General features: G+C 73.1%; 9 protein-coding genes. 4 read left to right on the forward strand and 5 right to left on the reverse strand.

From position 1 onward, the window contains the following. Positions 1–65: 65 nt before the first annotated feature. Genes AB0912_RS24230 through AB0912_RS24240 form a run of 3 tightly spaced genes read right to left on the reverse strand, consistent with a single transcriptional unit; the run spans position 66 to position 3,954 of the window. Positions 66–2,459: a molybdopterin cofactor-binding domain-containing protein gene (locus AB0912_RS24230; protein ID WP_366703105.1), complete on the reverse strand. Its 2,394-nt coding sequence runs from the start codon at positions 2,457–2,459 to the stop codon at positions 66–68. A 2-nt stretch (positions 2,460–2,461) separates the two neighbouring features. Beyond that, on the reverse strand, positions 2,462–3,064 hold the full coding sequence (locus AB0912_RS24235) for a (2Fe-2S)-binding protein (protein WP_366703107.1): 603 nt from the start codon (positions 3,062–3,064) through the stop codon (positions 2,462–2,464). Continuing rightward, complete coding sequence (locus tag AB0912_RS24240) at positions 3,064–3,954, reverse strand: xanthine dehydrogenase family protein subunit M (protein ID WP_366703109.1); 891 nt, start codon at positions 3,952–3,954, stop codon at positions 3,064–3,066. The genes AB0912_RS24235 and AB0912_RS24240 overlap by 1 nt, the downstream gene beginning before the upstream one ends. A gap of 407 nt (positions 3,955–4,361) precedes the next feature. On the opposite strand from AB0912_RS24240, the gene AB0912_RS24245 reads away from it, so the two are divergent. Together AB0912_RS24245 and AB0912_RS24250 are read left to right on the forward strand one after the other, a co-directional pair. Further along, the gene (locus tag AB0912_RS24245) at positions 4,362–6,035 is read left to right on the forward strand and encodes a PucR family transcriptional regulator ligand-binding domain-containing protein (protein ID WP_366703111.1); all 1,674 of its coding nucleotides are present in this window, start codon (positions 4,362–4,364) and stop codon (positions 6,033–6,035) included. A 138-nt stretch (positions 6,036–6,173) separates the two neighbouring features. Further along, positions 6,174–6,947 (forward strand): hypothetical protein, encoded by a 774-nt coding sequence (locus AB0912_RS24250; protein ID WP_366703113.1) that lies wholly within the window; start codon positions 6,174–6,176, stop codon positions 6,945–6,947. Between the two features lie 36 nt (positions 6,948–6,983). On the opposite strand, the gene AB0912_RS24255 is transcribed toward AB0912_RS24250, so the two are convergent. Continuing rightward, entirely contained in the window at positions 6,984–7,310 is a 327-nt protein-coding gene (locus AB0912_RS24255; RefSeq protein WP_366703115.1) for a hypothetical protein, read from the reverse strand. Between the two features lie 309 nt (positions 7,311–7,619). Then, positions 7,620–8,666, reverse strand: coding sequence for a GntR family transcriptional regulator (locus tag AB0912_RS24260; RefSeq protein ID WP_366703117.1), 1,047 nt, complete (start codon positions 8,664–8,666; stop codon positions 7,620–7,622). A 251-nt stretch (positions 8,667–8,917) separates the two neighbouring features. Between AB0912_RS24260 and AB0912_RS24265 the strand changes: the two genes are divergently transcribed. Together AB0912_RS24265 and AB0912_RS24270 are read left to right on the forward strand one after the other, a co-directional pair. Continuing rightward, positions 8,918–9,811 carry a (2Fe-2S)-binding protein gene (locus tag AB0912_RS24265; protein WP_366703119.1) on the forward strand — a complete coding sequence of 298 codons (894 nt, stop codon included), beginning with the start codon at positions 8,918–8,920 and terminating at the stop codon, positions 9,809–9,811. 314 nt (positions 9,812–10,125) lie between these two features. Then, positions 10,126–11,163, forward strand: a complete 1,038-nt coding sequence (locus tag AB0912_RS24270) for a DUF2637 domain-containing protein (RefSeq protein ID WP_366703121.1) — start codon at positions 10,126–10,128, stop codon at positions 11,161–11,163. The last annotated feature ends 225 nt before the right edge of the window (positions 11,164–11,388 follow it).

The following is an 11,388-nucleotide window of genomic DNA, read 5'->3' on the forward strand; positions in this document are numbered from 1 at the left end:
CCGGGACTCCGGGCGGCGGGGTGAAGTGTGACGTTCCCCGCGCCGCCCGGAGAGTTCCGGCGGTGCTACGCGGCGCCCGTGCCCGTGAGGTGTTCGGGGCGGACCGGCGTCCGGTTCAGCTCCAGACCCGTCGCGTTCCGGATCGCCGCGAGGACGGCCGGTGTTGACGAGAGGGTCGGGGCCTCGCCGATGCCACGGAGCCCGTAGGGGGCGTGGTCGTCGGCGAGTTCGAGCACGTCGACGGGGATGGTCGGCGTGTCGAGGATGGTGGGGATGAGGTAGTCCGTGAAGGAGGGGTTGCGCACCTTCGCGGTCTTCGGGTCGACGATGATCTCCTCCATGACCGCCACGCCCAGGCCCTGGGTGGTGCCACCCTGGATCTGGCCGATGACGGACAGCGGGTTGAGCGCCTTGCCGACGTCCTGGGCGCAGGCCAGTTCGATGACCTTGACCAGGCCGAGTTCGGTGTCCACCTCCACGACGGCGCGGTGCGCGGCGAAGGAGTACTGGACGTGTCCGTTGCCCTGCCCGGTACGCAGGTCGAAGGCCTCGGTGGGGCGGTGCCGCCACTCGGCCTCGATCTCCACGGCCTCGCCTTCGAGCACGTCGGCCAGGTCGGCCAGGACCTCGCCGCCGTCGGTGACGACCTTGCCGCCCTCCAGCAGGAGTTCGGCGGTGGCCCACGCCGGGTGGTAGGTGCCGAACTTGCGGCGGCCCAGCTCCAGGACCTTCTCGCGGACCAGCTCGCAGGAGTTCTTGACGGCGCCGCCGGTGACGTACGTCTGGCGTGAGGCGGAGGTCGAACCGGCGCTGCCCACCTGGGTGTCGGCGGGGTGGATGGTGACCTGGGTGACGCCCAGCTCGGTGCGGGCGATCTGCGCGTGGACGGTGACGCCGCCCTGGCCGACCTCCGCCATCGCGGTGTGCACGGTGGCCACCGGCTCGCCGCCGACGACCTCCATACGGACCTTGGCGGTCGAGTAGTCGTCGAACCCCTCGGAGAAACCGACGTTCTTGATGCCGACCGCGTAGCCGACGCCGCGCACGACGCCCTCGCCGTGCGTGGTGTTGGACAGGCCGCCGGGCAGTTGGCGTACGTCGGCCTCCTCGCCGGCGGCGAGCCACTGCTGCTCGGGCGGCAGCGGCATCGCCTTGACGCGGCGCAGGAGTTCGGCGACCGGGGCCGGCGAGTCCACCACCTGGCCGGTCGGCAGGAGGGTGCCCTGCTCCATGGCGTTGAGCTGACGGAACGCGACCCGGTCCATGCCCACCTGGTCGGCGAGTCTGTCCATCTGGGCCTCGTAGGCGAAGCACGCCTGGACCGCGCCGAAGCCGCGCATCGCGCCGCAGGGCGGGTTGTTGGTGTAGAGCGCGATGGCCTCGATGTCGACGTCCTCGACGACGTACGGGCCGACGCTGAGCGAGGAGGCGTTGCCGACGACCGCCGGGGAGGCCGAGGCGTAGGCGCCGCCGTCCAGGACGATCCGCGCCTTCATATGGGTCAGCTTGCCGTCCTTGGTCGCCCCGTGCTCGTAGTAGAGCTTCGCGGGGTGGCGGTGGACGTGCCCGAAGAAGGACTCGAAACGGTTGTAGACGATCTTGACGGGCTTGCCGGTGCGCAGGGCCAGCAGGCAGGCGTGGATCTGCATCGACAGGTCCTCGCGCCCGCCGAAGGCGCCGCCGACCCCGGAGAGCGTCATGCGGACCTTGTCCTCGGGAAGGCCGAGGACGGGCGCGATCTGCTTGAGGTCCGAGTGCAGCCACTGGGTGGCGACGTAGAGTTCGACGCCGCCGTCCTCGGAGGGCACCGCGAGTCCGGACTCGGGGCCGAGGAACGCCTGGTCCTGCATGCCGAAGGTGTACTCGCCCCTGACGACGAAGTCGGCCTTCTTGGCGGCCTCTTCGACGTTGCCGCGGACGATCGGCTGCCGGTGCACGATGTTGGGGTGCGGGACGTGGCCGATGTGGTGGTCGTCGCGGCCCTCGTGGACGAGGATCGCGTCGGGCGCGGTCGCGGACGCCTCGTCCGTGATGACCGGCAGCTCCCTGTACTCGACCTTGATCTTGGCGGCGGCGCGGCGCGCGGTCTCCGGGTGGTCGGCGGCGACGATCGCGACGGGCTCGCCGTGGTGGCGTACCTTGCCGTGCGCGAGGACCGGGGTGTCCTGGATCTCCAGGCCGTAGGTCTTCACGGCGGTCGGCAGGTCGTCGTAGGTCAGGACGGCGTAGACACCGGACTGGGCGAGCGCCTCGGAGGTGTCGATGGAGACGATCTCGGCGTGCGCGACGGTGGAGCGCAGGATCTGCCCCCACAGCATGTCCTCGTGCCACATGTCCGAGGAGTAGGCGAACTCGCCGGTGACCTTGAGGGTGCCGTCCGGGCGGAGCGTGGACTCGCCGATGCCGCCCTTGGTCTTGGAGCCCTGTGTGATGTTCGTGGGTGTACCGGTCGTACCCATGGTCAGGCCCCCTCGGACTGCCGTGCGGCCGCGAGGCGGACCGCGTCCATGATCTTCTCGTAGCCGGTGCAGCGGCACAGGTTGCCGGAGAGCGCCTCGCGGATGTCCGCGTCGGTGGGGTTGGGGGTGCGCTCCAGCATCTCGTCCGCCGCGACCAGCAGACCGGGGGTGCAGAAGCCGCACTGGACGGCGCCGGCGTCGATGAACGCCTGCTGGATCGGGGAGAGTTCGGTGCCCTCGCCGGTCTGCGAGTCCTGGCCCTTGGCGGCCCAGCCCTTCGCCGCGTCGAGCGAAGTCCCGCTCCCCTCACCGCTGTCGCAGGCGCCGGTGGCGCAACCGCCGTGCTCCGCGCGCTGCTTGGCGAAGTCGGCGAGCCCCTCGACGGTGACGACGTCGCGGCCCTCGACCTGTCCGGCGGCGACCAGACAGGAACACACCGGTACGCCGTCCAGCCGGACGGTGCAGGAGCCGCACTCGCCCTGTTCGCAGGCGTTCTTGGAGCCGGGCAGGCCCATGCGCTCGCGCAGCACGTACAGGAGGCTCTCGCCCTCCCAGACGTCGTCGGCTTCCTGCCGGCGGCCGTTGACCGTGAAATTGACGCGCATCAGGCGACTCCCTCCGTGCGGGCGGCGGTGCCGCGGTAGGACTCCCAGGTCCAGGTCAGCGTGCGGCGGGCCATGATGCCGACCGCGTGGCGGCGGTAGCTCGCGGTGCCGCGCACGTCGTCGATCGGGTTGCAGGCCGCCGAGCACAGGTCCGCGAACTGCTTGGCGACCGACGGGGTGATGATCTTCCCGTTGTCCCAGAAGCCGCCCTCGTCGAGCGCCGCGTTCAGGAACTCCTCGGCGGCCTTGGCGCGGACCGGGGTCGGCGCGGCGGAGCCGATGCCGGTGCGGACGGTACGGGTGTCGGGGTGCAGGGCCAGGCCGAAGGCGCACACGGCGATCACCATCGCGTTGCGGGTGCCGACCTTGGAGTACTGCTGCGGGCCGTCCGCCTTCTTGACGTGCACGGCCCTGATCAGCTCGTCGGGTTCGAGGGCGTTGCGCTTCACGCCGGTGTAGAACGCGTCGATCGGGATCATGCGGGTGCCGCGCACCGACGCGACCTCGACCTCGGCGCCGGCCGCGAGGAGCGCGGGGTGGGCGTCGCCGGCCGGGGAGGCGGTGCCGAGGTTGCCGCCGACTCCGCCCCGGTTGCGGATCTGCGGGGAGGCCACCGTGTGGGAGGCGAGGGCGAGGCCGGGCAGCTCGCCGCGCAGGTGCTCCATGATGCGGGTGTACGGAACGGAGGCGCCCAGACGCACGCTCTCCTCGCCGACCTCCCATTCGCTCAGCTCGCCGATGCGGTTGAGGTCCAGCAGGTACTCGGGCCTGCGGTGGTCGAAGTTGATCTCGACCATCACATCGGTGCCACCCGCGATCGGCACGGCCGTGGGGTGCTCTGCCTTGGCGGCGAGCGCCTCCTCCCAGCGTGCGGGGCGAAGGAAGTCCATGAGTGGCTCTCTTCATTCGTGTCGTCGGTCGTTCTGATCAAGCCAGATCGTGTGCGGGCGGCCCGGCTCGTTCATGAGGTGTTAACGCGGAGTGAGGTCAGTACACAGCGCTGTCGCGCATGCGGGTCAGTCACCGAAACCATGAAGGAGTTGGCTGGCCAGCGCGCGCATCTTGTAGATTCGTATGAACGGAGGCCGTCGGTTACCTCCCTGGTTTCCTCTGGAAACAGTGGGCACAGCCTCTGGAAACAGCGGGCACGGCGCACGGAAGGGCGAGGCCGGGACTGGGGACCGGCTCACCGGCGCCCGGTGCTCGCGGACCCGTTCCGCGGCGCCCCGGGACCCGCTCGCGGGGCCTCCGCGACGCTTCATCGTAGATTTCGAGACAAAGAACGGCGGCGACGAGAATGCGGCTGCGCGCACTGCTGGACACCGACGCGCTGGGGCTGCGGCTGCTCGGCGGCGAGGACGAACTCGACCGTGCCGTCCGCGGTGTGATGACCACGGACCTGAAGGACCCGAGCCGGTATCTCTCGGGCGGCGAACTGGTCCTCACCGGCCTCGCCTGGCGGCACGACGCGAGCGACTCGGAGCCGTTCGTCCGCATCCTCGCGAGCACCGGGGTGGCCGGCCTCGCGGCGGGCGAGGCGGAGCTGGGCGACATCCCCGACGACCTGGTCCTCGCCTGCGCCCGGCACCGGCTGCCGCTGTTCGCGGTGAACGAGTCGGTGGCCTTCGCCACCATCACCGAGCACGTGGTGCGCCAGGTGTCCGGCGAGCGCGCCGGGGACCTGGCCGCCGTGGTCGACCGGCACCGCCGGATGATGACCTCGGGCCCCGCGGGCGGCGGCCCCGACGTGGTCCTCGACCTGCTCGGCACCGACCTCGACCTGCGCGCCTGGGTGCTGTCGCCGGCCGGGCGGACCGTGGCGGGCTCGAAGGCGGCGGGCGGCGAGCTGCCCGCGGACGTGTGTGCCGGGCTGGCCGCCGAGCACCTGGCGGCGGCCCGCACCGGGCGGCGCGGACCGCACCGGGTCACGGTCGGCCAGGCGACGTACTCGCTCTTCCCGATCCGCTCGGCCACCCGGCCCGCGACCGGCTCGCGGGACGTGCGCGAGACCGTGCTGTCCGACTGGCTGCTCGCCGTCGAGGCGGACGCCGGGGACTGGCCGGAGGAACGCCTCGACCTGCTCCAGGGCGTCACCCAGCTCATCGCGGTGGAGCGGGACCGGCGGGACGCGGCGCGCACGGTGCGGCGGCGTCTCGCGCAGGAGGTCCTGGAGCTGGTCCAGACGGGCGCGGCGCCCGCCGAGATCGCGGCGCGGCTGCGGGTCGCGGCACCGGTGCTGCTGCCCGGCCTGGGCGCGGCCCCGCACTGGCAGGTCGTGGTGGCGCGGGTGGAGTGGCAGGGCGGCGACATCGAGGGCGGTCCGGTCGCCCAGTCGCTGCTGGAGGAGATCCTCGTGGACCCGCTGTCCCCGGGGCCGGAACATTCCGACCGGATAGCCGTCGCCCACACGGGTGACGAGGCGATCGCGCTGGTCCCCCTTCCGGCGGTCTCCGCCGACGAGGACGGCTCGGGCACGGGTCTGCACGCCGACCGGCTCCTGGAGGCGGTACGGGCCCCGCTGTCGGCCGGGCTGAACGACGACGGGCGGCTCACCCTCGGGGTCAGCGCGGCCGTGCACTCGGCGGAGGGGCTGCGCGGCGCGCTGGAGGAGGCCCGGCACGCCCGCCGGGTCGCGGCGGCGCGCCCCGGCCGGGTCTGCGCGGCCGGCCACCAGGAACTGGCCTCGCACGTGCTGCTGCTGCCCTTCGTGCCGGACGACGTCCGCCGGGCCTTCACCGCCCGGCTGCTCGACCCGCTGCGCGAGTACGACGGCAGGCACCGCGCCGAGCTGATCCCCACCCTGGAGGCGTTCCTCGACTGCGACGGTTCCTGGACGCGCTGCGCGGCCCGGCTGCACCTGCACGTCAACACGCTGCGCTACCGCGTGGGCCGGATCGAGCAGTTGACGGGACGTGATCTTTCGCGCCTGGAGGACAAGTTGGACTTCTTCCTGGCCCTGCGGATGAGCTGATCCACGGCGGGGGCGCGGGCGGCCGGACGCGCCCCCGCCACTTTGTGAAATCCTTCACCCACCCTCTTGGCCGGGCCCGGTGATCCGTGCTGAGATGCCACCACTCAACAGCTCAATGGTGTGCTCGGGGAGGGCAACGTGGCGCATACCGCCATGTCTGGTTCCGGAACCACTGCAGGGGACGATCCACTCCAGACCGCGGTATGGCGGCTGCGCTCACGCGCCTGCTGGGCCGACGCGGCGGCACTGCTCCAGCCGCACTCGGCGGCGGCGGCGCTCCAGCGGGCCGCGCTGCTCGTCGAACGCTGCCTCTACACCGAGCAGGGCTGGGCGGAGGCGGAGGACGCGCTGCGCACCGCCGAGGCGCTCGCGCAGAGCGACGACGAACGCGGGGCGGCGGCCTGCGAACGCGGCCAGCTCGCCTACGCGGCAACGCTGCTGCGTGTGCGCGACCGGGCCGACGAGGCCCGTGCCGCGCTCGGCCGGGCCGCCGCCCTCATCGCGCCGGGCGCCCCCGGGCGGGCCCTGCTGGACTTCCGGCGCGGACTGGTCGCCGAGAACCTGGCCCACGCTCCGCAGGCGGCCCGGGCCGCGTACCGGCGGGCGCACGCGGGCGCGACCTCGGCGGGCGATCCGCTGCTGCTGTCCTTCACCTGGCGGCACCTCGCCGGACTCGCCCTGCGCGAGGGCGAGTTGGCGGAGGCCCGGCACGGTTTCGCGGAATCCCTGCGGATCCGCGAGGAGTTGGGCTACCTCGTCGGTACGGCCCCGGCGCTGGCCTCGCTCGCGGACGCCGAGGCGGAACCGGAGGCCTCGCGGCTCCGCGCGGAGGCGGGCCGGCTGTTCCGGCTGCTCGGCGGTGTACCCACCTGGCTGGCCGCCCAGTTGGCGCCCCCGGCGGCGACGGCCTGACCGGCGGAGGGCCGGCAAGGCTCCCCCGGCCGCGGCCTAGCCGCTCTGGACCCGGGTCAGCAGGTCCCGCGCGAAGGCCGTGACGTCGTCCCGCAGTCCCGGGTCGCGGACCAGGCAGACGACGACGGCCACCACGACCAGGAGCAGCGGGAAGCCGCCGAGGCCACCGCTCCGGCCACCGCCGGTGTGGGGCGCCGGGCGGTGTGCGCGGGCCTGGCCCGCGTGCAGGCGGGCCATGTCGTGGGCGTGACGGTTCATGTCGTGGGCGTGGGCGTGGACCCGGACATGGTTGTGGTGGATCCGCTGGGCTTGCCCAGCGGCCTGCTGGGCCTGCTGCTGTGCCGTCCAGGACGGGTCTGGCATGTCTCTCTCCCCCGGTCGCGGTCCGGCTCTCGCCCGGGACCTGTGCACGGGGCACGCCCCGGGGGCGCGCCCGGTTTCCCGGCGGCCGGGAGTGTCGCACGGACCGTACGACTCCGTGACGGAGGGGCTGCGGACGGTTACGTACGGGGCGCTTGAGGGGGGCCGGTGACGGTGACGGTGACGGTGACGGTGACAGTGACAGTGACAGTGACAGTGACTACGAGGGTGTCGGTCGCGGCGGGCGCCGGTGACCTCGGGGCGCGTCGGCTTGAGGGGGCGTCGGCTTGAGGGGGCGCCGGGGCCTCGGCTTCAGGGTGCGCCGGTGAAGTGTTCGCGTACCAGGGACTGGACGACCGCGAGGTCACCGGCGATCAACGCGTCGAGCAGCGCGGTGTGTTCGGCGGCGTCCGCCACCAGGTCGGCGCGGCCCCTGGAGACGGGACCGCCGACGAGGGGCCACTGCGCGCGGCGGTGCAGGTCGTCGGCGATCCGCACCAACTGGGCGTTGCCCGCGAGGGTGAGGACCGCGCGGTGGAAGGAGCGGTCGGTCTCGGCGTAGGTCGCGCGGCAGCCCGAGGACGCGGCGCGGACGGTCGCCTCGGCGAGCGGGCGCAGTTCGGCCCAGCGGGCGGCGGGCACCGTGCGGGCGAGCCGGAGCATCACGGGGACCTCGATCAGCCCGCGGATCTCGGCGAGTTCGGCCAGTTCACGGGTGCCGCGCTCGATGACGCGGAAGCCCCGGTTGGGGACGACCTCGACGGCGCCTTCGAGGGCGAGTTGCTGCATCGCCTCGCGCACGGGCGTGGCGGACACCCCGAAGCGCTCGCCGAGGGCGGGCGCCGAGTAGACCTCGCCCGGCGCGAGTTCGCCCGCCACCAGCGCGGTGCGCAGGGCGTCGAGGATCTGCCCGCGTACGGAGGCGCGCCGCACGACGGGACGGGTGCCCTGCGCGGGAACGGCGGGCGGGGAGCCGGCGTCGCGCGCGTAGGGAGTCGGCGCCTCCCGGTGGGTCTGCGGGACCGGCGCCTCGCGAGGGAGGTGCGGGACCGGCGGCTCGCGATGGGTCCGCGGGGCCGGGGGCTCGCTGTGGGTGTGTTCGCCGCGGGCCGAGGCGGTGGGAGCGCCGTGCGCTCCGGCTCCGGTGCCGTCGCCGGCGGCGGCCGGCGCGACGCCTCCCCCGGGCCGGGCCGGGCCGGGGGCTCCTGGCTCAGGGGGTCGCGGCTCGGCGGTTCGCGGCTCGGCGGGTCGCGGCTCGGCGGCTCGTGGTTGTGCCGGGACGCGGAAGGGGGCTGCCGCGGCGTCCGGGCCCGCCGGACCCGGGGAGCCGTGTGTGCCGCGCGTACCGGCCTGCTCCACGGGTCCTCCTCCGGATCGGTGCCGCACGGGGGCGTCGCGGCGGGCCGACCCCTTGGTCGCCGCCTCTTGATTCGCCGCCTCTTGATTCGCTGTCTCTTGGTTCGGTGTCCTGCCGGACGAGCGCGCGCCGCTCGCAAGCGCGTGCCTCTTGTCCGACAAGCACGATAGGCGCACATCGCCTCAGTTCAAATATTCGAAAGGGAGGGTAAGGTAAGGCTTACCTGCAAACGATCGTGAAGCGATGGTTCCGCATGTCCGCTCCCGTTCTGCCCGCCCAGGCTCTCGCACCCGCCCCGACCGGCCCCGACGCGCCCTTCACCGCCGTGTCGCCGCTCGCGGGCGCGTACGCGCGGATGACCGAGGTGCTTCCGGACCTGAGCGTGACCGAGCTGGCCGACGGCGAGGCGGCGCCCCGCGGCGAAGGCTGGGCGAACGCCGCCCGGCTCGCGGAGGGCGGTCCCGAGCTGGACGCGTTCCTCGCCTGGGACGAGGCGCAGGTGATCCGGGACTACGCGCAGCGGGCCCGGCCCGATGTCGTGGCGAGCTTCGGACTGCACCGGTACGCCTGGCCGGCCTGCCTGCTGATCACCGTGCCGTGGTTCCTGCGGGGCCGGGTGCCCCGGATGCCCGTGGAGCACGTCACCTTCAACCGGGAGCTGGGCCGGTTCGCGGTCCGGGTCACCACGTTCGCCTGTCTGCCGGACGACCCGGCGGCCGGGCTGCCCGGTGCGCGGGTCGTACCGGACGAGGAGGCGCTGCGCGCCGAGGTGCGGGCGGCGGTGGCCGAGCACCTGGAGCCGGTCCTCGGCGGATTCGGGCCGCGGATGCGGCGGCGCGGCCGGGCGCTGTGGGGCATGGCGACCGACGAGATCGTCGAGGGGCTGTGGTATCTCGCTCCCCTGTTCGGTGAGGAGGCGCGGGGCCGGCGCGAGCTGGAGCTGCTGCTGCCCGGTTCCACGCGGCCGTACGTCGGCTCGGCGGCGTTCCGCGACCTGACCGGCCCCTCCGGTGAGCCGCTGCCCACCCGGGACCGGGCGAGCTGCTGCCTCTTCTACACACTCGACCCCGAGGACACCTGCGCGACCTGCCCGCGCACCTGCGACGCGGACCGGGTCCGCAAGTTGACGGCCGCCGACGCCGGTTGAGGCACCCCCGGCGGGACGCCGCCCGTGTATGCCCTAAGATCAACACCGCCTCAGGGCGCTTCGGAGACGTACGCGGGATCACAGGTGGTTCACAACTTCCTCACTTGTCGCAGGAACTTTCCGTCGAACCATCCGTACGGGTAATCTTATTCGCACTCAACTCCCGTCCCTCGCGCGGCAGTTCGAGCAGAACGTCGCCCTGCGCATCCCCTTGCACTCCCTTGGCGGCCTCTTGCCCCGAAACCCCCTGAGGGCCGACGTGATTGGGCCACTATGGCGGGCGTTACGCCCTATCCCAATGCAAGGGACCCCAGATGAGACTGACCGACATATCGCTGAACTGGCTGCTTCCAGGCGCCGTTCTGCTCCTGGGCCTGCTGGCGGCGGTGGCGGTGCTCGCGCGCGGCAAGCGGTCCGGGGACACGAGCGGCGACGACTCGTGGGAACGCAGCGAGGAGCGCCGCAGGCGTAAGGAGGCCATCTACGGCTCGGCCTCCTATGTGCTGTTGTTCTGCTGTGCCGCGGTCGCCGCGGCACTCTCCTTCCACGGCCTGGTCGGCTTCGGCCAGCAGAACCTGGGCCTCTCCGACGGCTGGGAGTACCTCGTCCCGTTCGGTCTGGACGGCGCGGCCATGTTCTGCTCCGTCCTCGCCGTGCGCGAGGCCAGCCACGGTGACGCCGCGCTCGGCTCCCGCATACTCGTGTGGACGTTCGCGGGTGCCGCGGCCTGGTTCAACTGGGTCCACGCTCCCCGGGGCATGGCCCACGCGGGCGCTCCGCAGTTCTTCGCGGGCATGTCCCTGTCGGCCGCGGTGCTGTTCGACCGCGCGCTGAAGCAGACCCGTCGTGCCGCGCTGCGCGAGCAGGGTCTGGTGCCGCGTCCGCTGCCGCAGATCCGTATCGTCCGCTGGCTGCGGGCTCCCCGTGAGACGTACAGCGCGTGGTCGCTGATGCTCCTGGAGAACGTGCGCACCCTGGACGAGGCCGTGGACGAGGTGCGCGAGGACCGGCGCCAGAAGGAGCAGAACCGACTGCGCCGCCGGAACGAGGAGCGGGTCGAGCGGGCCCACCTCAAGGCCCTGAGCCGTGGTCACCGCGGCTTCGGCGGGCGGGGCGGCGGCCGGGAACTGGAGACGGCGACCGTGGAGCGGGCACCCGCCCCGGGCTCCGCGGAGCCTGCCATATCCACCGCGGAGCAACTGCCCGTACGCTCGCGGCCCTCCCTCACCCCGGTCCGCAAGAGCACTGAGCCGATCACCGTCGACCTCACCACGGAGGACGACACGATGGCCCTTCCGCGGCTCGACTCCCTGGAGCGCAAGCTGAAGGACCTGGAGCAGCAGTTCGGCTGAGGCACGGCTCGACTCGGCCGGGCCCGACTCGGCTCGGCTCGGCTCGGCTCGGCTGAGTAAGGCATGGCCCGTTCCTTGACGGGGACGGGGCTACGACGACGGCGGCGGGGGGGGGGGGTTTAACCCTCCCCCCCCCGCGAGGTTTTCACACACCCCCGAAAGCCCCCCCGGGGGCCCCCCCCCCCCCCCGGCCCCCCGGCGCGGCCGCAGGGCACGACCAAGTGC

The organism is Streptomyces sp. NPDC007084 (genome assembly GCF_040703595.1).
Lineage (GTDB): Bacteria > Actinomycetota > Actinomycetes > Streptomycetales > Streptomycetaceae > Streptomyces.

What these genes read in the sequence shown, in the direction of transcription:
- AB0912_RS24255 (WP_366703115.1), bottom strand. Translation starts at nt 7,310, where the DNA reads ATGCCAGACCCGTCCTGGACGGCACAGCAGCAGGCCCAGCAGGCCGCT.
- AB0912_RS24240 (WP_366703109.1), bottom strand. Translation starts at nt 3,954, where the DNA reads ATGGACTTCCTTCGCCCCGCACGCTGGGAGGAGGCGCTCGCCGCCAAG.
- AB0912_RS24265 (WP_366703119.1), top strand. Translation starts at nt 8,918, where the DNA reads ATGTCCGCTCCCGTTCTGCCCGCCCAGGCTCTCGCACCCGCCCCGACC.
- AB0912_RS24235 (WP_366703107.1), bottom strand. Translation starts at nt 3,064, where the DNA reads ATGCGCGTCAATTTCACGGTCAACGGCCGCCGGCAGGAAGCCGACGAC.
- AB0912_RS24245 (WP_366703111.1), top strand. Translation starts at nt 4,362, where the DNA reads ATGCGGCTGCGCGCACTGCTGGACACCGACGCGCTGGGGCTGCGGCTG.
- AB0912_RS24230 (WP_366703105.1), bottom strand. Translation starts at nt 2,459, where the DNA reads ATGGGTACGACCGGTACACCCACGAACATCACACAGGGCTCCAAGACC.
- AB0912_RS24270 (WP_366703121.1), top strand. Translation starts at nt 10,126, where the DNA reads ATGAGACTGACCGACATATCGCTGAACTGGCTGCTTCCAGGCGCCGTT.